This is a genomic window from Chitinophaga costaii (assembly GCF_900094705.1).
Classification (GTDB): Bacteria; Bacteroidota; Bacteroidia; order Chitinophagales; family Chitinophagaceae; genus Chitinophaga; species Chitinophaga costaii.
Genome location: NZ_FMAR01000018.1, coordinates 91,526 through 114,825 on the forward strand (window position 1 = coordinate 91,526; position 23,300 = coordinate 114,825).

General features: G+C 46.8%; 18 protein-coding genes. 7 read left to right on the plus strand and 11 right to left on the minus strand.

Translation table 11 applies throughout. From position 1 onward, the window contains the following. Positions 1 to 13: 13 nt before the first annotated feature. The 3 genes from GA0116948_RS19130 to GA0116948_RS19140 all read right to left on the minus strand — a co-directional run bounded on the left by GA0116948_RS19130 (position 14) and on the right by GA0116948_RS19140 (position 5,595). Positions 14 to 3,175, minus strand: a complete 3,162-nt coding sequence (locus tag GA0116948_RS19130; protein ID WP_089715207.1) for an efflux RND transporter permease subunit — start codon at positions 3,173 to 3,175, stop codon at positions 14 to 16. Positions 3,176 to 3,212: 37 nt separating this feature from the next. After that, positions 3,213 to 4,355: an efflux RND transporter periplasmic adaptor subunit gene (locus tag GA0116948_RS19135; protein WP_089715209.1), complete on the minus strand. Its 1,143-nt coding sequence runs from the start codon at positions 4,353 to 4,355 to the stop codon at positions 3,213 to 3,215. Positions 4,356 to 4,692: 337 nt separating this feature from the next. Continuing rightward, positions 4,693 to 5,595: a helix-turn-helix domain-containing protein gene (locus GA0116948_RS19140; protein ID WP_089715211.1), complete on the minus strand. Its 903-nt coding sequence runs from the start codon at positions 5,593 to 5,595 to the stop codon at positions 4,693 to 4,695. Positions 5,596 to 6,030: 435 nt separating this feature from the next. Between GA0116948_RS19140 and GA0116948_RS19145 the strand changes: the two genes are divergently transcribed. Both GA0116948_RS19145 and GA0116948_RS19150 read left to right on the plus strand, forming a co-directional pair. After that, positions 6,031 to 7,374, plus strand: a complete 1,344-nt coding sequence (locus GA0116948_RS19145) for an APC family permease (RefSeq protein WP_089715213.1) — start codon at positions 6,031 to 6,033, stop codon at positions 7,372 to 7,374. 97 nt (positions 7,375 to 7,471) lie between these two features. Continuing rightward, positions 7,472 to 7,969 carry an outer membrane beta-barrel protein gene (locus GA0116948_RS19150; protein WP_089715215.1) on the plus strand — a complete coding sequence of 166 codons (498 nt, stop codon included), beginning with the start codon at positions 7,472 to 7,474 and terminating at the stop codon, positions 7,967 to 7,969. A gap of 76 nt (positions 7,970 to 8,045) precedes the next feature. Here GA0116948_RS19150 and GA0116948_RS21335 read toward each other — a convergent pair whose 3' ends face one another. The 7 genes from GA0116948_RS21335 to GA0116948_RS19180 all read right to left on the minus strand — a co-directional run bounded on the left by GA0116948_RS21335 (position 8,046) and on the right by GA0116948_RS19180 (position 14,574). Further along, positions 8,046 to 8,216 (minus strand): hypothetical protein, encoded by a 171-nt coding sequence (locus GA0116948_RS21335; RefSeq protein WP_165798516.1) that lies wholly within the window; start codon positions 8,214 to 8,216, stop codon positions 8,046 to 8,048. 30 nt (positions 8,217 to 8,246) lie between these two features. Continuing rightward, complete coding sequence (locus GA0116948_RS19155; RefSeq protein WP_123891846.1) at positions 8,247 to 8,687, minus strand: DUF6934 family protein; 441 nt, start codon at positions 8,685 to 8,687, stop codon at positions 8,247 to 8,249. Between the two features lie 103 nt (positions 8,688 to 8,790). Further along, entirely contained in the window at positions 8,791 to 9,612 is an 822-nt protein-coding gene (locus GA0116948_RS19160; protein ID WP_089715219.1) for a class I SAM-dependent methyltransferase, read from the minus strand. Positions 9,613 to 9,741: 129 nt separating this feature from the next. Next, positions 9,742 to 10,350 carry an SCO family protein gene (locus GA0116948_RS19165; RefSeq protein ID WP_089715221.1) on the minus strand — a complete coding sequence of 203 codons (609 nt, stop codon included), beginning with the start codon at positions 10,348 to 10,350 and terminating at the stop codon, positions 9,742 to 9,744. An 11-nt stretch (positions 10,351 to 10,361) separates the two neighbouring features. After that, a complete protein-coding gene (locus tag GA0116948_RS19170; protein ID WP_123891847.1) occupies positions 10,362 to 11,858 on the minus strand; it encodes a PepSY-associated TM helix domain-containing protein in 1,497 nt (498 codons plus the stop codon). Between the two features lie 10 nt (positions 11,859 to 11,868). Further along, entirely contained in the window at positions 11,869 to 14,154 is a 2,286-nt protein-coding gene (locus GA0116948_RS19175) for a TonB-dependent receptor (protein ID WP_240619239.1), read from the minus strand. 105 nt (positions 14,155 to 14,259) lie between these two features. After that, positions 14,260 to 14,574 (minus strand): hypothetical protein, encoded by a 315-nt coding sequence (locus tag GA0116948_RS19180; protein WP_123891848.1) that lies wholly within the window; start codon positions 14,572 to 14,574, stop codon positions 14,260 to 14,262. Positions 14,575 to 14,770: 196 nt separating this feature from the next. Between GA0116948_RS19180 and GA0116948_RS19185 the strand changes: the two genes are divergently transcribed. Then, positions 14,771 to 15,871 (plus strand): mechanosensitive ion channel family protein, encoded by a 1,101-nt coding sequence (locus tag GA0116948_RS19185; RefSeq protein ID WP_089715228.1) that lies wholly within the window; start codon positions 14,771 to 14,773, stop codon positions 15,869 to 15,871. A 92-nt stretch (positions 15,872 to 15,963) separates the two neighbouring features. Further along, the gene (locus GA0116948_RS19190) at positions 15,964 to 18,117 is read left to right on the plus strand and encodes a S9 family peptidase (protein WP_089715230.1); all 2,154 of its coding nucleotides are present in this window, start codon (positions 15,964 to 15,966) and stop codon (positions 18,115 to 18,117) included. 110 nt (positions 18,118 to 18,227) lie between these two features. Here GA0116948_RS19190 and GA0116948_RS19195 read toward each other — a convergent pair whose 3' ends face one another. Further along, positions 18,228 to 19,169 carry a DnaJ C-terminal domain-containing protein gene (locus tag GA0116948_RS19195; protein ID WP_089715232.1) on the minus strand — a complete coding sequence of 314 codons (942 nt, stop codon included), beginning with the start codon at positions 19,167 to 19,169 and terminating at the stop codon, positions 18,228 to 18,230. A 240-nt stretch (positions 19,170 to 19,409) separates the two neighbouring features. Between GA0116948_RS19195 and GA0116948_RS19200 the strand changes: the two genes are divergently transcribed. From GA0116948_RS19200 to rnhA, 3 genes are all read left to right on the plus strand, one after another. Further along, positions 19,410 to 20,354, plus strand: a complete 945-nt coding sequence (locus GA0116948_RS19200) for a GNAT family N-acetyltransferase (RefSeq protein ID WP_089715234.1) — start codon at positions 19,410 to 19,412, stop codon at positions 20,352 to 20,354. Positions 20,355 to 20,482: 128 nt separating this feature from the next. Beyond that, a complete protein-coding gene (locus GA0116948_RS19205) occupies positions 20,483 to 22,120 on the plus strand; it encodes an acyl-CoA carboxylase subunit beta (protein ID WP_089715236.1) in 1,638 nt (545 codons plus the stop codon). A 320-nt stretch (positions 22,121 to 22,440) separates the two neighbouring features. Next, positions 22,441 to 22,890, plus strand: a complete 450-nt coding sequence (gene rnhA, locus GA0116948_RS19210; protein ID WP_089715237.1) for a ribonuclease HI — start codon at positions 22,441 to 22,443, stop codon at positions 22,888 to 22,890. Positions 22,891 to 23,300: the final 410 nt, after the last annotated feature.

Below are 23,300 nucleotides of genomic sequence, written 5' to 3' on the forward strand. Positions count from 1 at the left end.
TAAAATTAAATGACTATACATGCTCTTGCATATCTTCCTCTAACTGCGTAGGTATGCCACTTATTGATTCCTGGATGTATTGGAATACGATGAACAAAACAGGTATAATAAAGATGCCCAGTACAACACCGCTCAACATGCCAAATACCGCTGCCCAACCGATGGAATGGTTGCCAAGTGCCGATGGCCCAACGGCACGTAATAACGGTAACAAACCTGCAATAAAGGCCAGTGAAGTCATGATAATAGGCCTTAACCTGGCTTTTGAAGCATCGATAGCCGAAGCTGCCAATCCTTTACCGGCCTGTCTGCGCTGCACCGCATATTCTACAATAAGAATAGCATTCTTGGAAAGCAAGCCTATCAGCATGATCAATGCTACCTGTACATAAATGTTGTTGTCCACACCACCGAGTTTAATGCCCAGAAATACACCCATCAAACCTGTTGGGATAGACAGCATGACTGCAAATGGTAAGATATAACTTTCGTATTGGGCTGAAAGTAACAGGTAAACGAAAATCAAACATAGGATAAATATAAAGGCTGTTTTACCACCCACCGATTGTTCTTCTCTCGTTAATCCTTTCCAATCTGTTGTATAACCGGTAGGCAGGTTAGCCGCTTTCACCCTGTTCACAGCCTCAATGGCCTGCCCCGTGCTAAAACCAGGTTTAGGTATCACCGTTACGCTGATAGAATTGAAGAGGTTAAAGTGATCAATGGTTTCTGTACCGTATACCTTTTTCATATGAATAAGGGTATTGATAGGTACCATCTGGCCTGATTTATTGGATACAGCTATTCCATCAAGTGAAGCAAGATCGGCGCGGTCTTCCGCTGCTGATTGCAGCATAACCCTGTAATACTTACCGAAGCGGTTAAAGTCAGACGCCTGCATGCTGCCATAATAGCCCTGCATTACAGTGATCAGATCCTTCACATTCACGCCAAGCTGTTTTACTTTCATTTCATCTATTTCCATTTCATACTGAGGATACCCGGTATTGAAAGTGGTAAATGCAAGTGCTACTTCAGGCTGTTTCATCAGCTCCCCCAGGAAACTTTGTGTTACCTGGTTAAATTTGTCAAGACTACCTGCAGTTCTGTCCTGCATTACCATGTCGATACCAGTGGTGGTGCCAAACCCTTGTACCGTTGGTAATGACAGCACATAGAATGATGCTTCTTTTATATTTCCCAACGCGCCTTGCAACATGCCTACAATCTGATTAATATCCTTTGTTTCACCGCGATCGTTCAGGTCTTTCATCTGAATCATTAATACGCCGGCAGAAGAAGTGGTACTGGCGGTGAGCAAATTCAAACCGGAAATTGAGATCACATTTTTTACAAACGGGTATTTAGATAGTGCTGCGCGACCTTCCTCCATCGCTTCGGTGGTACGTTTCAGCGAAGCACCCGGTTGAAGCGTTACGGTAGCAATAAGAAATCCCTGGTCTTCATCCGGAATAAATCCAGTGGGTGTTGTTTTAGCCATATAGATAAGGGTGGCGCATACCAACGCCAGTCCCGTAAATGCAATCCATTTTTTGGAAATCAGGAACAAGACGGATAAGCCATACCTGTTCGTAAGTTTATTAAACCCTGCATTAAACCCCGCAAAGAAACGTTTGCCAAACCCGGTTTTTTGTGGATGATCACCATCATCATGACTATGGGTGTCTTTTAGAAACAACGCACACAAGGCGGGGCTTAGCGTAAGTGCGTTTACCGCAGAAATAAGAATGGCTATTGCCAATGTTAATGCAAACTGCCGGTAAAATACGCCTGTGGGGCCGTCCATAAAACCTACCGGTAAAAACACCGCAGACATTACCAGTGTAATGGATATAATAGCCCCGGTAATCTCGCTCATAGCAGAGATGGTGGCAGCCCGTGCTGGAAGCTTACGCTTTTCCATTTTGGCATGTACGGCTTCTACTACTACAATAGCATCATCCACCACAATGCCGATAGCCAGTACCAGCGCAAATAAGGTTAGGATGTTAATAGAAAACCCAAACACCTGCATGAAGAAGAATGTACCAACAATAGACACCGGTACGGCAATAGCTGGAATAAGGGTGGAACGAAAATCCTGCAGGAAAATAAATACTACAATAAATACCAGTATAAACGCTTCTATCAGTGTATGAACAACCTGATCTATTGATTCATCCAAAGATTTCTTAGAGCTGTAGGGAATTTCATAGGCTATCCCGGGAGGAAAAGATTTTGATAATTCCTTCATCTTTGACTGCAACTCAATTTCTATCGCATTGGCATTAGATCCGGCGGTCTGATATATGCCCATCATCACCGATTTGTCCTTATTAAATGAAGCGCCTACCGTATAGTTAAATGCGCCAAATTCTACCCGTGCTACATCTTTCAGTTTTAAAACCGTTCCATCTGTGCCCGCTCTAATGATAATGTTTTCATAACTCTCCGGATTATTTAGCTTACCCTTATACTTAATGGCATACTCCATCGCCTCATCAGAACTCTGACCAAATCTGCCCGGTGCTGCTTCCAGATTCTGATCCTGTATAGCAGCAGCCACTTCCTGCGGTGTAATACCATAAGAGGCCATTATCTGAGGTTTTAGCCAGATACGCATGGAATAGTCTTTGTTGCCAAATACGGTAGCCTGCCCAACTCCATGGATACGCTTCAACTCCGGAACGATGTTTATTTTGGCATAGTTCTGCAAGAAAGTCTCATCGTAAGTAGTGTCAGTTGCTTTGATACCTAAGAACATGATGGTACTGTTCTGCTGTTTTACAGTAGTAATACCATACTGCACTACCTCAGCCGGTAGCTGGCTGGTGGCCTGTGACACCCGGTTTTGTACATTCACAGCCGCCTGATCAGGGTTTACCCCCAGTTTAAAATATACACTAATAGTCAAAGTGCCGTCATTACTCGACGTTGAGGTCATGTACGTCATGTCTTCCACACCGTTAATGGCGTCCTCTAATGGAGGGGCCACTGAGCGGGCTATCACGTCGCTACCGGCACCCGGGTATACCGTCGTTACCGACACGCATGGCGGAGCAATGTCGGGAAACTTCGTTATCGGAAGCGAAGTCATACCCACTACTCCCAATATCACTAGTATCAGCGAGATCACCGTAGCAAGTACTGGTCTTGTTATAAATCTTCTCAGCATAAAATATGAATATGTTTATCCCTTATAAAGGGGAATTTTATTTCGTTGTATCCGGCACGATGGTCATTCCATCCTGCAAACGCTCAAATCCTTTTGAAACTACTCTGGTGCCGGGTTGCAGTCCTGCTGTTACAATATAGTCTGTACCTGTTTTGCCAGCCGTTTGTAACATCACCTGTTTTACCTTATTGCTATCATCAACGGTAAAAGCATATATTTTATCCTGTACTTCTATAGAAGAAGCGATAGGGAATAATATCACATTATCAAACTGCTGATCAATCAAAATTTTCCCGGTATTGCCAGAGCGGAGCATAGATTTGGCATTGGGAAAAGTAGCCCGCAATGTGATAGAACCGGTTGTTTTATCAAACTGGCCTTCTATTGCTGTAATCTTTCCTTTTTCCTGATAAATGCTGCCTTCGGCCAATTGTAGTGAAACAGGAGGCGTTTTCTTCAGCATCTGTTCAGTTGTATTGCCGGGATACTGTTTTTCAAAATTTACAAAGTCTCCTTCAGCCATGCTGAAGTAGGCATTTACATTGTGTATGTCCGATAATAGGGTTAATGGTTGTGCACCTGCAGAAGATACCAGGCTTCCCAATTTAAAAGGAATACGGCCAATGTATCCGTTTACCGGTGCTGTAATGGTGCAATACGCAACGTTGATACGCGCACTTTCCACGGCAGCCTGTGCCTGTTCTACCGTTGCTTTCGCGGCAGCATAAGCCATTTGGGCGGTTTGCAGATTGATTTCAGAAGATACTTTGTTCTGTACCAATGGTACCGTTTTGGCCACGTTTATACGTGCAGCCTCCAGATTTGCTTCCGCGTTATGTAATGCACCAGTAGCGGTATTCAACTGTTGCCTATATACCCGGTCATCGATAAAAAACAATTGCTGGCCAGCACGCACATACGCTCCCTCATCCACAAATATTTTCTGAAGGCTGCCTGCTACCTGCGGTCTTACTTCTACATTTGTTACTCCTTCCAATGCGCTGCTATATACTTTTGTAACGGTAGCAGATCCTGGTTTTATCGTTATTACCGGTAGTTTTTGAGGTGGGGTGGCGGTTGCATTTTGGCCTTTCCCTTTACACCCTGTCATTACTACCAATACAGAAAAACACAAAAAGTAACTGGCGGTTACTGTTCTTAGTGCAATATTATATTTCATTTTATTCTATTATATAATTAAGCCGTTTATTCATTGTCTATAGTTCAGGTAATACGGTACAAGCTCCATATCGGAGCATGTCAAATTTTTATGGCGAAAGTAAAATCCTAGTATTTTAGCATGATTTGTTAGCGTAGGCGTTCTGTATGATCAATAGAAAACATACCTACTTTCAGGCCCATTTGTCTGAATTATTATGGTACGGTTGGCAGTAAAATAATTGGTTAAGCTATTATACACTATCATTCACTACAGTACCCATCAAAGGATAAAACCGATGGTGCAAAATTGGTTGAAAAATAAAAATTGGGAAAGGTCTGATTTCAGGAATAATTGGTCAAAACAGGTTATTGTCTCCATTTCTAACCCATTTTTTATAAGCTGTGGGGGACATCCCTGTATGTTTTTTGAAATATTTACCAAAAAATGACTGATCGCTGAACTGCAATTCTTCGGCCACCTGTGTGACCCCTAATTGCGGATTACCCAACAACATTTTGGCTTCCGTTATTACAGCAGCGTCAATCAGCTCACTTGCATTTTTACCGATTACCTGCTTAATTACCTTGGTAAGATGCCCGGTTGTTACAGATAATGTGGTGGCGTAAAATTGTAGCCCTCGTTCGCTTTTAACATTTTTTTGTAATAAATTAAGGAACCGGCCTGTAAGATCCTCTTTGCGGTTTAATTTAATAGCGGTTATATCATTGTATTTCCTGAACAAAGATGTTGCTTCAAACATTACAGCGAGGACCATATGTTGAAGTACCTCTTTTTTGAAGTAGGGGGATTGATTAGGCTGTAGTTTACGTTCAATCGTTAAAAGCAGATCTCTCAATACATGCATTTCACTCTTGTTAATGCTATATGGAGGAGCCATACCTGAAACTGCAATGAGAAACATTTCACTGCCTGTGGCATGAATACCATTTTGCAAAAGAAAGTCCATGTTAACCACAATGCCAGTATAGGCAAAGTCTTCCGAAATTTCTTCAATTACATATACAGACTGCTGAAGGATAAAGTATAAACGTCCTACTGAACAGGTTATGGTTTCCAGGTTGCACTGAAATCGGATAAAGCCCTGGGTTACGATAAAAAAACCGCCCTCTCCAGCTCGAAAAGGTTTATTCAAAACTTCTTTATGTATTCCTATCTGTTTTTCGGTGAAAATAATAATGGTTTCCTTGGGGTGTTTTTTGGCACTTCCATCATCCTTTTTTTGTTCAAATTGTTCCATTAGACTTTCTTTAATATGACATCCAGGCTGTTGTAAACAAATATATAGTTTAAGATATTATCGACCAAATAGCCTAGGACACTGAAAGCCGGGCTGGATACGGGTAATCGCAATAGGGGTACGGTAGGTGCTAGTGCCCGATAACTGTTTTCTTCGAAAATGTATATTTCTACAATAATTCAACAATGATTTGTTTTAGCGGGCTGGTGTGGCTATGATGTTTGCGCTGGGTTGTGTCGATTATTTTGCCGCAAGGAATTACGATGTACAAACCGGCATGGAGGCCAGTCCCCCCATCCCCAAAAACTAAAAGCCCCAACGAACCTACTTAGGCTCATTTTCCTATCCTTAATTATCATTTTAGTTTAACTTATGCTTTCTTTTTATTTCTACCTCCATATAATGCTATCTTAATTATTTATTTTTACCGGGAATATGAGTCAAGAGCAACTTACCCGGCGCATTACCCTATTACAAGCAACGGCTATTAATACAACAGACATGGTGGGTATAGGCCCTTTTGTAGTGCTGAGCGAAGTAGCAGCTACTATGCACGGACCCTGGTTTTTATACGCATGGCTGGCCGGTGCCCTGCTATCTTTCATGGACGCCATGATCTGGAGCGAACTGGGTGCCACCTTCCCGGCTGCCGGTGGTAGTTATAATTTCCTGAAGGCAGGCTTTGGCGAAAAGGGCGGTAAATTGATGAGTTTTTTATTCACCTGGCAAACGCTGATCATGGCCCCGCTGGTAATTGCCTCCGCGGCCATCGGGTTTTCACAATACGTTCAGTTTCTGCTCCCATTAACATCCTTTACACAAAAACTTGTAAGCGGGGGCGTGGTAATCACTATTATAATATTGCTTTACCGGAAAATCGAAACCATTGGAAAGATCAGCGTGGCGTTGTGGATTGGCGTGTTGGGTACAATGGCCTGGATTATAGGCAGTGGGGTGGTGCACGGCCATTTTCTGGAACCAGTCAGGCATATCAACGACGGCTTGCAGGTAAATGCAGCTTTTGCCACAGCCCTGGGCTTTGCCAGCGTAAAAACCGTGTATAGCTACCTGGGGTACTACAATGTATGCCACCTGGGCGGCGAAATTCAAAAGCCGGAAATCAACATTCCCCGCAGTATGTTCATCTCCATTACGGTGATCGCGGTGTTGTACCTGTGTATGAATATTAGTGTGGCTTCGGTGCTCCCATTGGCACAGATAGAAAAGAGCAAATTTGTAGTGAGTGAATTTACTGAAAAGTTATCGGGTCATACGGCGGCGGCCATTGTTACCGTACTGATTTTGTGGGTGGCGTTTGCATCGGTATTTTCCGCCACGCTGGGCTACAGTCGCGTACCTTACGCTGCGGCAAAGGATGGAGCCTTCTTCAGGATATTTGCCCGCCTGCATCCTACCAAGCACTTCCCTTACGTATCACTATTGTTCCTGGGCGCCCTGGCATTTATCTTTAGTCTTACGTTCAAATTAGAAGAAGTCATTACAGCCATCATCGCCATGCGCATACTCGTGCAATTTATTGCACAGGGCATTGGATTGTTGTTGCTGGGTAAACGGAAAGGGCGTAGCTTTTTCAAATGGCATATGCCATTCTATCCCGTACCCATCATCGTGGCCATCATTATCTGGGCGGGTATTTTCTACAGTACCGGTGTAAAGTTTATGATTGCCGGTCTTACCGCCATTGCACTAGGCCTGGTAGTATACTTCTTTAAAAATTTCGTGCAGCGCCAGCAGGCGCAACGTGCCAGCACCTTGTAATTACCGGCCTGCTGTACCCCGGCATGGTATAAGGGTAACAACTGGAAAACCATTTCCTTCATAAGCCAGGCTATAGTGTGCCCTGGGCGTATGGGCTATGGTGCCGCTGAAAGTGAGTCACTGGTGGCAAATGAATTATAATTTTGCAGGAGGCTGGCGCGCCCTGCAAATGGATTGTTTTCGCCAGCCGGCCAGCCGGCGTTATTTTAGTTACATATTAAATTTCACGAAAACCTTTCTGCTCCCCAAAGCCTATGCTGCCGAGCTTTCTGGTTGGTACAGCAGTACTAATTATTACGGGTCCATTCGCAATATACCTTACCTGTCTGTAAACATGGGCTTCAAAAAAATATTGCCCAACAACCAGGGCAGCCTGCAGCTCGGCATCATCAATCCTATCCGTTTTATGGGCATGAAATCCAACATAGGTGCCACGGGAACAGATGTTTTTAAAACCAAAGGACGTGTCATGTCCTACCCGGAATCAGCACAATTTTTAATACTTAGATTTAGTTATACACGCAGCGGCGCAGGCAAGGCACCGGGCATAGCCCGTAACAGCGCCATTACAGAAAAAAACCAGGTAAGAACGTAAACAAAAAAAGCTTACCAGTTGCCCGGTAAGCCTTATATACAGACAGTAAAAAAGCCGCTGGTGTAGCGGCTTTCAATTATTTTTTCCTTAATTTTTCAAAATCTGGAAGACCTACCTTATCGAGAAGTGCTTTAGCTTCCTCGTTTTTTTGTTGCAAGCTGGCCCTGTTTCCATAATACGGCATGTTTTTATCTCTAATGAACTTTCTCTGCGAAAGCTGCTCCATAGTGATTTTTAACTCTTTCATACCTACTTATTTCATTTAACCAAAAATATATCATTTTACCCGGATTACCAAATACGCCCCATATTTTCCCTGCCTTTCAAATACCTCCCAGTGCGCCCCCCGCAACCCGTAGACTTCATACCACTGGCGGATCTCGTCGAGGAACTTTGCAATGTAAATCCGATATAACCTGTTCCTGACTACCGTATTGCCCTTAATGAAAATCTGCGCCCCTGGTCGTTTGCTGGTAAAGTGAACCAATATTTCCGCCACGGTAAGCAATATCTTCATCGTGTCCCCGTTATTCGTCACCGCATACTGGTCAAATACACCGGTATCCTCATCAATGTCCTCCAGGCTCATATTAAAAATGTCATTCCCAAAATGACTAAACGTAATCATTTTATTGATAGGCCCCTGGGAGCCAAGGCTAGCAAAGAGGTATTGCGTATTTGGTGTATGCGCAAATTCCTCGTAGGTGTAACGTTCCATTTGCATGGTGTCAAACAATGAAGGTTAAAAAATAAAATAGCTATTCTTTACTAATTTCAATAGCAAAGTTATGCTAATTTATTTAGTAATAGTTAACCTTTTGTTAATAACCTGCCTTCACCGCTGTCACCAGTTTAGCCTGCATAGGCACGTGGAGGTTGTGCTGGCCAAAGTGCATGCGTAATTCTTCTGCCAGTGCGGCCTCCATGGCCGGTAAGGCCTGTCCGTTCCTTTCCAGGATAGCAGTATTGGCAGGGGTGCCTTCCAGCAATCCCTTGGCCGCATCAGCAGGAGAGGGGCTAAAGCCGCTCAGGGGTACTACGGCTATATCCACTTCCCGGAAGCCCGCCGCATACAGGGAGCGTTTTATGATGTAGTCATCATGATAGCTATAAGGTAGCTCGAAGAAGCCGGGCGTATTTTCCGGGAAAAACTTGGCCACCGTATTATTGGCCAGCTTGCAGGCTGTATTGAAATTAATATCGTCCCAAACGCTGAAAATCAAAGTGCCACCGGGTTTCAGCACCCGCAGTGCTTCCCGGAAAGCTTCCGGTTTATCTTTGAAAAACATGACCCCAAACTGGCATACCACTACCCCAAATTGCTCATCTTCCAGTGGCAGTTTTGCAGCATCCATAACTTCCCAGCGAAGGTTTATTTGTTCCCGCGTTTTCTGACGTGCTATCTGTATAGTATCCGGATGAATATCCGATGCAATAATAGGCGTATCCGGAAATGCCGCGGTGAGCAGCCGGGTAAGTATGCCCGTACCGCAGGCCAGTTCCAGCAAGGAGGCCGGTTGTAATCGCTTCAATCTGTCCAGCATGTCTGCCGCATAAGGTTCAAAAAGAAGGGATGATAAATACAGGTCGTAATTAACCGGAATACTACCGGCATAGGCGGTGGTTTCAGTCAGTATTTCCATAACGTGTTTTTATGCTAAGTAAACAACAAGGGTAATAGCTTCTTTTCTTTAAGATAATAAAAAACTCCCGCACAAACAAGTTATGCAGGAGTTTCTATAGCATCAGTGTACGAAATACCCTATGCTAGGCTATTCCAACGTTTTAATATCGCTGATAAGCTGATTTACTTCCCCGCGGTTCGTACCATCATAGAATCCACGGATGCGGTTTTCGCCATCCACCAGCGCAAAGTACTGGGTGTGAATGAAGTCACCGGCGGTATCCTTGGGCGTGGCTTCGTCGGCCGAAAGCAGGTATTGCTCGCGGGCTACTGCATACAGTGCTTTTTTACTGCCGGTGAGAAACATCCAGTGCGCCGGGTCTGCATTGAATTTTTTTGCGTAAGCCGCCATGGTCGCCACACTATCAGTTTCCGGGTCTACGGTGTGCGAAAGGATAACCACCTTGGGGTCATGCAGGTAAGCATCATACACATAGCGCATGTTGGCATTCATCTTCGGGCAAATACCCTTACAGGTGGTAAAGAAATATTCCACTACGCGTACCTTGCCCGCCACGGTTTGCTCGGTAATGGTGTTACCCCGCTGATCGGTAAAGGAAAACTTCCCGGTGAGATGACCGGGATTTCCCAGTACGGGCAGTTGTGAAGGTGGCGTCATTTTCGGAACAATCAGCACCAGGAAACCCGTGATTAAAAGCAGGAAAAACACGCTTAAAATAATGATTGTTTTTTTCATCTTATAATAATTTAGTAGTGACGTAAACTTTTATTTTTCTTTTTAATAGTATAGCGATATAATATCAGCCCTATCACCACGGCCAGCACATTCAGCAGCGCACCCGTAATGGTGCTGGCATCCCGTACCGTTTTACCCAGCCCGTCCCAAAAGTGGTGCTTGTGCAGCAGGGCGAAACTATAGCCTTCCACCAGGTCTTTGTCTGATACGGCTACGGAAAGCACGCCGGTACTGGTTTCTACGTAATACCGCACTGGCGCTGCGCCCCCATAACTCACTTTTACCACGGGCAGGCGCTTGTCTATAAATTCATACTCGCCCCCAAAGGCCGTTACCGGATCGGTGGCCTGTATGTCGCGGTCGGGAAGTCCGCTGAAGGTATGGGCCAGGTACCGTGCATACCGTGCATCTCCATCAGGCAAAACCTGGTAGTCGCTCATACGCACGTAGGTTACTTTGGGCTGGGCATTTACCGGCACTACCTCCCCGGGCTTGCGGCAGCAGGCCTCCAGATCGGCAGTGTTGTTGAACCAGGTTTGGTTTATACGCCAATAGTTTTCGCCCTGCAGGCTTACCAGGGATAGGCTGTTGATGGCCGTGTTCGGGTCCAGCACATGCAATAGCCGGGGGAGGTTCAACTGCACATCACCCGCAGCAAAGTAGGGCGCCACAAAAAAGTCGCGGCGATGATCCCCCTTAAACTTGGCCAGTGCGTGAAATGCGCCGCTAAAGCTAAACATCAACGTAAATAACACGGTAATGATGGAGGTGATGCGGTGCAGGGCGCGGTATTTTAAACGCTGGTTGCTACGGGCTTTAGGTGGCTTGGTGCAAAAGAAAAGGTATAAGCCCAATAAGGCGGTGATGAAAGTAAGCCCCGCCAATATTGCTTCTACTACCAGTCTTCCCTTACCAAGTATAAGCAGCCACTCCCAGGTATGCACCAGGGTAAAAAACCGCTGGAAGCCAATGCGGAAATGATCGGTGGCCAGCGCCAACCGGCTGCCCGCATCATCTACGTACAATGAAATGCCGTCGCTCCGGTCAAAATCTACTTTGTACACCGGCAGCAGGCGATTGATATCGCGGTACTGATCGGTGAATGCGGTGATTCTTGTAACGCGGCTGATGTTGCAATTGCGATCGCCCAGGAAAGTCTGGGCCAGCGACCTGGCATATTCCGCAGCGCCGTCCGGCATTTCCTGGCCGGTTGTGGCGCTCACATAATGGCTGCCTGGCTCCACCTGGTAAAAAGGCTGCTGGTGCATGCGCACAATGTTTACCTGCTGCACCGAATCGAGATGTAGTTGCTGCAATACTACCGCCAGCGGCACTTTCACTTCACCGGTATCTATCACGTTGGGTGGGGTAGGGCCATGTTTTATCTTGGGCTTTACAGCAGTCATGAAAGGGTGCATGAGGCCACTGATAGCCCATAGTAATACGGGCAGGGCGATGATAAGGCTCAACCGCCGGTGCCATTGATATATTTGTTGCTTTACCGCCATCTTGCTTTTTTTATTTACCAAAACGACAGGAAAATCCTACGTTAAATTCTCTTGGGTCTCCCAGGTTATAGCTCTTACCGTAACCGGAACTGCTGGCCATGGTGGCGTAATAAGTATTGCCTACGTTCAGTGCATTGGTCCACACTTCAAAGCGGCTAAACTGATAACCGGCTCGCGCATTAATGACCTCAAAACCACCATAGCGGCTGGTATTGGCATTGTCCATCCAGTAGCGGCCCTGGTGCTGCCATTCCACACCCAGCCGCAGGCCCTTCAGGAAACCAGGCTTCCAGGTAGCTGCCAGGTTAGCGGTGAAATGCGGCGCAGCTGCCATGTCTTTGCCTGCATAACGCACACCCTTATCGGTATAATCCTGGAAGGTATGTTTGGCATTGGTAGCGCTTAAGCGGAAGGTCCAGGAGGCAGCTGGATGGTAGGTAACACCGTATTCTACGCCCGTGTGGCGGGTCTTGCCGGCGCTCTGGTTGCGGAAAGTACCGTCGTCCTGCAATACGGAAATGATCTCGTGTGTGCCATTCATACGGTAAAGGCTTATATCTGCATACAACCGCTGTTGAAACAGCGACAGCCATCCGCCCACTTCGTAGTTATAAAAGGTCTGCGAATCGAGGAAAGGTACCTTCACCCCGCCAAACAAATCGGTGATCTGTGGCGGTACGAAGCCCTGGCTGTAATTGCCGTACACGCCCACCTGGTGGTAGTTATAGGTGAATCCTAATTTGGGGGTAACCCGGCTGTAGTTGGTAACAGTGGAGGGCGCACCAGAGTAGGCAGATGCCGGTAAATGGTTTTTGTAGTTATAGCGGTATTGGTCATAACGCAGGGCGGCCACCACTTTTAAGCCACGTACCGGGCTTAGTTCATAATTCAGATAAGCCGCCAGGTTGCTGATACCGGTGCTATAGTTACTTAAACTGGAATCTGTTTTCGTGTAGCCGATATAGTTACCTTTTGCACTGCGCTGGATGCGGATGTAATTCGCCCAATAATTGCTGGGACTAAAATCTCCACTTAGGCCCGCTATGAGCTTACTTTGCAGGAAATGAAAGCCCTGCTGGTGCTGCATAAGCACACTGTAACTGCTGAAAGCATTGTCGTTTAGCTGCCCGTGCGCCAGCAGTGGATCGCCTACATATACGCCATTGGTTTTGTGATAGTCGTTGTAGATGTAATAAGAAGGGTTCTGCTTTACGGAGTTGTCGCGGAACACGGCAGATACCTGGGTTTCCGCATGCTCGTTCCAGCGGTGGGATAAGCTGCTGCGCGCCCGCAGGGCATATGTTTTCCGGTAGGTAAATGAATACGGCGTACTATAATCTTTGTGCGTAAAGTGGGTGCTGTCTAGCGCACCGGTCATATCGCTATAGTAATCCACCAGGGTGATGCTGTTGCTCCAAAGGGTGTGGGCGCTGGCTTTGTAATCGGCGCGCAGGGTTACGGCAGTTTTGTGAAAGTCGCTGTAGTCGATCGGGCCATTTTTACGGTTGGCGTAGTAGCCACTTACCAGCAGCCCCCATTTACCCAGGCTGGCACCCGCTTGCAGGTCGGCGCGTTTATAGCCATTGTTATTGGCCTGCACACTCAGCGTACCGCCAGGTATTGCCGGCGGGGCCGCCGTGATGATATTAACCGCGCCCCCAATTGCTTCTGCACCATACAGGGCAGACGCCGGCCCTTTGATGATCTCTATCTGCCGGGCCGCAGCCATGTTCAGTTCCAGCATGGCGTTATGATTGTACACGCCCGTGCTGCGGATAGGAATGCCGTCTTCCAGGTATAAAAACAGGCTCTTGGTGGTCATGGGTTGTCGAATGCTCATTTCATGTTGTTCATTGCCCAGGTTTACCATCATCACGCCACTCACCTGGTTCAGTAGCTGGTCCAGGCGGTTGGCTTTTGTGTCGGCAATGGCCTGGGCGTTGATGGTGCTGATGGCCACGGGCGCTTCACTGCGTTGTTCCGCGGTGCGGCTGGCAGAGACTACAACAGTTTGCAGGTCTTTATAAATGGCCTGCATGGGCACGTCCATAGTAGCCGTCCGGCGTATGCGCATGGACTGATAACCATGCATGCTAAAGGATAATAAAGAATCGGAGGTAGTAATTGTAAAATGCCCGTTGGCGCCAGTGAGGGTGCAATGCTGGTGCGCATCACATACCCCCGCCATGGGCAGTGGTTCACGGGTTAGTGCATCATACACCACCCCTTGTACGGTTTGGGCATGTGCGTCAAGGCCTGCCCCTAATAGCAGGAGGATAAGAGGGTATTTAAACATGAAGTAGTAATAAGGTAGCGATAATGAAATACGATTCATTGGTGCCACTGCTCATCGCAGGCGCACATTAATTTACCCGGCTGTAAAGAGCGCCGGCGTTCCTTATTACGCGTTACAGGGAGGATGGAAAATTTCACGGAAACCCTTTACCGGCTTGTTTTGCAGTAAGGCGGAAAATAGTTGGGTCATGGTAGGCGGAAGGGGAGCAGTATAGGGCTCGGAGGCGGCTAAATATAAGGGGAAAGCCACTGGCCCGTTTTGGTGATCGGAAGATACTGGTAAAGAACGCTTGTCCTGGTCTTTGTGCATCTTTTTATGGAGCGATTCCTCATCTCCGCAATAGATCACCGGACGGCCATGCAGGGTAAGACTGGAAGCGGCATAAAAATGCTGCTGGCGCACTGCCAACGCATCCATCACACCCCGAAAAGGTTGGAGTATTATGATGACCGCAGATAATATGACAAACCACTGTTTCAAAACCGTTGCAAAGCTAGTAATTAATTTTAAAGATGCAGCTTCCTTACCTAAAATGAATTTAAATACAATCTGGTTGCTATGAAAAATAGTGTATGGAACAAATTTTGTTGCAATAAGTAAAAACAAGGCACACAGTATGTGGGACCACCTCTATGACACCCTGAACCGGTTACCCAATTTTCTATGGAACTTGCTGTTAATAGCCAGTGCATTCCTCGCAGGTCTGCTCATTAAGTTTATACTGACAGGTATTCTCCATCTCACGGCCCCCAAAAAGGATGGCTTTACCCTGCTGCGCTCCATACTGCGTTATCTTGGCAAACCGGTAAATTTCCTGTTGCCCGTTCTGGTGCTCAACCTGATGCAGCCCTATCTTCGGCTGAATCGTCAGCATGAGAGCGTGTTTGATAAAACGGTAGACATCCTGCTTACCACTGCCTTTGCTGCACTTTTGATAGGTCTGGTAAAAGTGTTTGAAGATTATGTGTCGCATGTGTATGACCTGAAAAAATCGGACAACCTGCGCGAGCGTAAGATCCGTACCCAACTTATCTTTATCCGTAAGTTTTTGATCAGTGTGATTGTAGTCCTGGCCGTCTGCACCATCCTGCTTAGCTTTGATCACTTGCGCAAGTTGGGTACCGGCTTGCTCACCGGTGTGGGCGTGGGAGGGATTATCATTGGCTTTGCCGCGCAGAAGTCGTTGGGTAATTTACTGGCTGGTTTTCAAATCGCCTTTACGCAGCCCATCCGGATAGACGATGTGCTGGTGGTGGAAGGCGAGTGGGGCAGGGTAGAGGAGATCACGCTCACTTACGTGGTGTTGAGCATCTGGGACCAGCGTAGCCTTATTTTACCCATCAATTATTTCATTGAAAAACCTTTCCAGAACTGGACGCACAATAGTGCTGACATACTCGGCACCGCCTTCCTTTACCTCGATTATTCCATTCCCATCCAGCCCCTACGCAAAGAATTTACCCGCCTGCTCCAGGAAAACCCGCTGTGGGACAAGCGGGTGAATGCTATTCAGGTGACTAATACTAATGAGCATACCATAGAACTTCGTGCTTTAATGAGCGCAGCCAACGCTAGTAACGCCTTTGACCTGCGTTGTTACATCCGTGAAAAACTCATCGATTTCGTGCAGCAAAACTACCCCGAAAGCCTACCCAAAACGCGTGCAGAAGTGAAAGCTTCCGGCTTTCAAAATGCAGGCGAAATCCGTCCTTCCTAATCAATGCTGCTACATCTCTTTGCGCTCCGCATACACCCGTTATCTTTTTTTATTAAATTACGCCCCATCAAATCTAAAACCTTCCATCCTTCATGATAAAAATAATATGCAAAGCAGCATCGCTGGCCGTATTGCTGACTTGGGCATCCGATGCCAAGGCGCAGCTTCCCCTGGCAGCCGATGCACTCACCCACAACCCACAGGCCGCTGCCATTACGCAGCCACTACCGTTGCCGCGTTTCTGGCTTAATGATCACGAGGTTTTGTTGGAACAGCGAAAGGCCGGTACTTCATCCTACGTAATCTATGACGCCACCTCCGGCAAAAGCCGCCCCGCCACCACGGCGGAAGCGCAACCTGCTGCCGCCCCACAATCGGTGTTCCTGAAAGATGGCGACGTGTTTTACAAAGATGCCAATGGCGAAAAGCAACTCACCCATACCGACATAGCCGAGAAAGTACCTACGCTTTCACCCGATCACCTGCATGCCGCTTACACAAGGGATAATAACCTGTATGTGTATAACCTGCAAACCAGTCAGGAAACCCAACTTACTACAGACGGTACGGCCACCATCCTCAATGGCTACGCCAGTTGGGTGTACATGGAGGAAATCCTGGGGCGTGCCACCCAGTACAAAGCATATTGGTGGAGCCCGGATAGTAAGCACATCGCTTATTTCCGCACAGACGAAAGCCTGGTACCGGTATTCCCGATCTATGACGAAACCGGCCAGCACGGCTACCTGGAAAATACCCGTTACCCGGAAGCCGGCGACCCAAACCCTACGGTTAAAATAGGCATCGCCGATATCAGTAATGCACAAACCGTATGGGCCGATTTTAATGATAAAGAGGATCAATACTTTGGCACTCCGCACTGGAATGCCAATGGCAGCGCCCTGTGGGTGCAGTGGCTGAACCGCGGACAAGACGATTACCACCTGTATGAAGTGGCCTTGCAGTCTGGCGCCAAACATGAATTGTACCGCGAACAACAAAAAACCTGGATAGACCTGGAAGACCGGGTAGACCGCTTTAATTTCCTGCCCAATAACAAAGGATATGTATATCTCAGCGATAAAAGCGGCTGGATGCAGTTGTACTATCACGACATGACCGGTGCCCTCATACGCCGCCTGGCACCCGGCGATTACTCCGTGCTGGCCGTTCCCCGCATCGACGAAAAGGCCGGCATTGTGTATTTTACCGCCCGTAAAGAGAATAGCACACGGGTAGACCTGTACCGGGTGAACCTGGATGGCAAGGGGTTTAAACGTCTCACCTTTGGCGATTACTATCACGATGTAAACGTATCGCCTACCGGCAAATATTTCGTTACTACCTATTCTAATATTAACACCCCTACGAAGGTAGCGCTGGCAGATAATTCCGGCAAAATCATCACCACCATCGCAGATAGCAAAGGCAGCGATTACGATAAATACAGCTACACCAAAACAACACTTATCCGCGTAAAAAGCGACGACGGGAAGTTCGACCTGCCCGCCATCATCACCTGGCCACTGCATATGGACAGCAGCAAACGTTATCCAGTACTGATCAGCATTTACGGCGGTCCCAATGCAGGCACGGTATACGATAAATTTTCCGTAAGCCCCAATCAACAATGGCTGGCCAAGGAAGGACTCATCCAGATAAACATGGATCACCGCGCCAGCGGTCAGTTTGGTAAAGCAGGCGTAAACTACATGTACCGCGACCTGGGTGATTGGGAACTGAAAGATTATGCCACCATTGTTCAATACCTGGTGAGCAAAGGTTATGCAGACCCTAAGAAGATTTGCATCACTGGCTTTAGCTATGGCGGTTATATGAGCTGCCTGGCCGTTACCAAATATGCAAACGTGTTTAATTATGGCATGGCCGGTGGCAGCGTTACAGACTGGAGCCTGTACGACTCGCATTATACTGAGCGCTATATGGATACGCCGCAGGAAAACCCCGAAGGCTATAAATCCAGCTCTGTGCTTACTTACGCTAATCAGTACAAAGGCATGTTGCAAATCGTACACGGCACCATAGACGATAATGTGCATTTGCAAAACAGCCTACAACTCGTACGCAAATTGGAGTCGTTGAACAAACCCTTTGAAATGATGTTCTACCCCGGCGGCCGCCACGGATGGCCCGGTATGGCAAGGGTTCATTTTGAAAATGAAAAGATGAAATTTGTGTACAAATACCTGCTGGAAAAACCAGTAGCCCCGGAAATGATACATTAACGGATAATACACTTTACCTACAAAAGGCGAACAAGATGTAAATCATGTTCGCCTTTTGTAGGTTTTATGCAGCTATTTTAAATGCGATACCTTCGGCTATCGTATATCTTTTACACCACAATCCCTCTTTCTGAAGCGAGTTGTTTAAACAACGCTTTTTCTTTGTCCGTTAGATGCGTGGGAATGTGTACCATTACTTTGATGTACAGGTCACCCACCTGGTTAGGGTGATGGTAGTCTGGCATGCCTTTGCCTTTGAGGCGGAATATTTTGCCACTATCGGTACCCTCAGGGATGGTCATGCTGATGGCCCCTCCGGGCAAGGCTACCTGAGATTTGCCACCCAGCACCGCTACATACAGGTCTACCGCTGCTTCGGTGTGGATGTCCTGGCCCCGCAATTCAAAACGGGGATCGGGCGTGAGCTGTATGGTGATCAGCAGGTCGCCGGCCTCGCCACCATTAGGGCTGTCCTGTCCCTTACCCTTCAGCCGGATTACCTGGCCATCGTGCAGGCCGGGTTTCAGTTTAATGTTCAGGCGAGATCCGTTCACCTCTACCTGCCGGCTACCTCCTTTATAAGCATCTTCCAGCGATACGTCCATAGTGGCGTTAAGGTTACGGCCTTTTTGCGGACCACGTTGCTGCGTCCGCCGGCCACCTCCGCCAAATCGCTGCCCAAAAAGGGTTTCGAAGAAGTCGGAAAATTGTCCGCCCTCTTCATCACCACCACCGCCAAAATTATAATTATGCGTACCGCCACCGTAGGCACCACCGCCAAAGTTGCTCCAGTCGAAATCTTCTGGTCGGCCACCTTTTTGTTCGTAGTGCTGCCAGTCGCTGCCAAACTGGTCATACTTTTTACGTTTTTCAGCATCGCTCAGTACTTCATAGGCTTCATTCGCTTCTTTAAATTTTTCTTCAGCCTCCTTATTACCCGGGTTCTTATCCGGGTGATATTTTTTGGCCATTTTGCGGTAAGCCTTTTTGATCTCGTCTTCCGTGGCCGATTTCTCGATACCCAGGATTTTATAATAATCTTTTACGTTCATAAGGGTCTTATTAATATGGGGCGGCTCACACGGAGAACTGCCCGCAAAATACCTGCAATCCCTATGCCGGGACCGCCGGCCTGCAAATTTGTCGGATGCAAGCGCTTAGGCCCTCAGCCTCAATCCTGTTGAGGCAATGACCTCACATAAAATGTCTGATTTTCGTGAAAAATTGTCTTTGTCAATTAAAATATTTGCTGTTGTCAACTTATTTTGTATTTTTCACTGACAATTAACGAGATGAATCCCTTGACACCTGATTTGATCGAAACCGTAAAACAATTCAACGGTTTTTTTACCGGACTATCCAATTCCTTACAACATTCCATCCCGGACCAGCGCCTGTCGGCTACCGAGCTGGAAGTATTACAGGCTATTCATCAACAGGAAAACTGCCGGTCCAGCACCCTTATCCAGCAGTTGGGCATTGACCCAGGTTACCTGAGCCGTATGCTGAAATCTTTTGAGAATGACCAGTTAGTATCCCGCCGCAAAGTGCCTAACGATGCGCGAACCCAGTATATCCAGCTTACGGGAAAGGGTAAAAAACTGATCGGATTGGCCGCCGAATACCTGAACACGCAGGTGAGTAACCTGCTGAAACCTGTGCCGGAAGCCCAGCACGATCATCTGATAAGGGCTATGAAAACCATACAAGATGTGTTTTCCGCCGGTGCTGGCGCCGATGCCCACCAGGATATTGTGTTCCGCCATACCCTGGAACCCGGCGACTTGGGCTACCTGATCTACCTGCATGGCAGCATTGAGGCCACCGAACTGGGGTACAATCACACGTACGAACCATACGTGATCAAGGAGTTCAGCGAATTTTTACAGACCTACAACCCGGTAAAAGACCGCATCTGGATGGCCACTTACAAAGGCGAAATTGTAGCGGCCGCCGCCATCCTGGCACAATCCCGCCACCTGGCACAATTGCGCTGGTTTTTTGTACACCCCGATTACCGGGGCTTAGGACTGGGCAAACGCATGCTGCAAGACGCTTTGGATTTCTGTAAAGACAAACTTTACCAGAAGATCAACATATTTGTTACCAACGAGCAAACCACCATGATAGAGATGCTGGAAAAAGCTGGTTTCCGCAAAAGCGGAGAGAAGTACCTGCAACTTTTCGGGAAATATGTTTACGAACAACGTTACGATAAGGACCATTATTGGAGTTGAGCAGCCCATAAGGCCAGCACTGACTTTTAATAGGGCTAACACCCGGTTTCCAAGAGACAAACGAATACAGGAAGTTGTCTTTTGGAAATTGTCGTTTAAGGGTCTATTTTTAAAAACAATCACACGCTATGGAATCACAGCAATTGGAATTCAATAAAAATGAAGACGCTTTAAAATTAGCTACCAGTGCTATGAAAGTGAAGTTGGGCGAGATTGCCCATGGTGGGGGAAGAAAAGCGTTGGAAAAAGTACGCAAGCGCGGCAAGCTCACTGCCCGCGAGCGCATCCAATACCTGATAGATCGCGATTCGGAATTCATGGAAATAGGTGCCTTCGCCGCATACGATATGTACGCCGAACATGGTGGCTGCCCCGCCGCAGGCACTGTGGGTGGCATCGGTTATGTAAGCGGTCGCCAATGTGTGATCGTAGCCAATGATATGACGGTGAAAGCTGGCGCCTGGTTTCCAATGACGGGCAAGAAAAACCTGCGCCTCCAGGAAATAGCCATGGAAAACAGGCTGCCCGTAATTTACCTGGTAGATAGCGCCGGCGTATACCTCCCCATGCAGGATGAAATCTTCGCAGACAAAGAACACTTTGGCCGTGTATTCCGCAATAACGCCCGCATGAGCGCCCTGGGTATCAGCCAGATCGCTGCCGTAATGGGCAGTTGCGTAGCCGGCGGCGCTTACCTGCCGGTAATGAGCGATGAAGTATTGATGGTGGAAGGTAACGGCTCTATTTTCCTGGCCGGTCCCTACCTGGTAAAAGCCGCCATCGGTGAAGAGGTAGACGCTGAAACACTGGGCGGCGCGGTTACGCATACCAGCATTTCCGGCGTAGCAGATTATAAATTTCCCAACGACGAGGCCTGCCTGGACCAAATTAAAAAGATTATGCAACGGCTGGGAAAGCCGGATGATGCCGGCTTTGACCGCATATCACCCGTAGCACCCAAGCAAGATATCCAGGGCATTTACGGCGTAATGCCGGCAGATAGTTCCAAAGCCTACGACATGCATGACATCATTGCCCGCATCGTGGATGGTTCTGTGTTTGATGAATACAAGGAAGATTATGGCAAAACGATACTATGCGGGTATGCCCGCATTGAAGGATGGGCAGTAGGCATCGTGGCCAACCAACGCAAGATGGTGAAGAATAAAAAAGGCGAAATGCAAATGGGCGGTGTTATCTACAACGATAGCGCCGATAAGGCAGCCCGCTTTATCATGAATTGCAATCAAAAGAAGATCCCCCTCGTGTTCCTGCAAGATGTTACCGGCTTTATGGTGGGCAGCCGCAGCGAACACGCCGGCATTATTAAAGACGGGGCAAAGATGGTGAACGCCGTGGCCAATTCGGTAGTGCCCAAGATCACCGTTATTCTTGGTAATTCCTACGGCGCAGGCAATTACGCTATGTGTGGCAAGGCCTACGATCCCCGCTTTATCTTCGCCTGGCCCACTGCTAAAATAGCGGTGATGGGAGGGGAGCAAGCCGCCAAAACCCTGCTGCAAATACAAGTAGCCTCCCTTAAAGCCAAAGGCGAAGAAATAACCCCTCAAGCCGAAAAACAATTACTAGCCGAGATCACTACACGCTATAACGACCAAACTTCCCCCTACTACGCCGCCGCCCGCCTGTGGGTAGATGAAATCATAGACCCCATAGACACCCGCCGCGTCATCGCCCAAAGCCTCACCGCCGCCAACCAATCCCCCCTTCAAGACCGCTTCAACACAGGCCTCCTGCAAACGTGATTAATTATGAATTATGTTTTTAATTATGAATTATGAATTATGAATTATGAATTGATTAGGTGCAAGGAACTGGTGAATAGTGACGCAGGTGTTTTGCTATGTACTTTGTATTAATTACAGCATATTTTGTAATGCGTAATTTATAGGCAAATACACTATTTTTGCCCCCACCCATAATGGAAATAGCTTCATACATCAAATCAACCTATCACAACCCAAAACATAATTCATAATTAAAAACATAATTCATAATTCATAATTCATAATTCATAATTCATAATTCATAATTCATAATTCATAATTCATAATTCATAATTATTTTGTCTTCTTTAGTTATATATACGGATGGTGCGTCGCGGGGGAATCCTGGGCCGGGAGGGTATGGAGTGGTGATGATATGGGGTAAGGTGCGGAAGGAATTGTCACAGGGTTATCGCAAAACTACCAATAACCGGATGGAGCTGATGGGCGTTATCGCCGCCCTGGAATCGCTGACCCGTGATGGATTGGATATCGTTCTTTATACAGATAGTCAATATGTAGTAAATGCTATTGAAAAGGGTTGGTTATGGAATTGGCAACGCACCAATTTCAAAGACAAGAAAAACCGCGACCTCTGGGAGCGCCTCATCCCTTTGCTCAAAAAACATAAGATCCGCTTCCAATGGGTAAAAGGCCACGCCACCAACGAAGGCAATAATCGCTGCGACCAACTTGCCACCCAAGCCGCAGACAATGGTCCTTTACTAACCGATGAAGGGTTTGAATGAATTATGAATTATGAATTTAATTATGAATTATGAATTATGAATTATGAATTATGAATTATGAATTATGAATTATGAATTATGAATTATGAATTATGAATTATGAATTATGTTTTTAATTATGAACTATGAATGAACGCGAATGCTACTCACTTATAGGAGTGTAGATGTTTGCATTTACCTATACATACCCCATCTCATACACGCAAAAGGACACCTACTAAGCCATCTACCCATTCAGACTCCATCACCCACACGCCAAAAAAATGCAAAGCCATTCATACACCAAATTCATAATTCATAATTCATAATTAAAAACATAATTCATAATTCATAATTCATAATTCATAATTCATAATTCATAATTCATAATTCATAATTCATAATTCATAATTCATAATTCATAATTCATA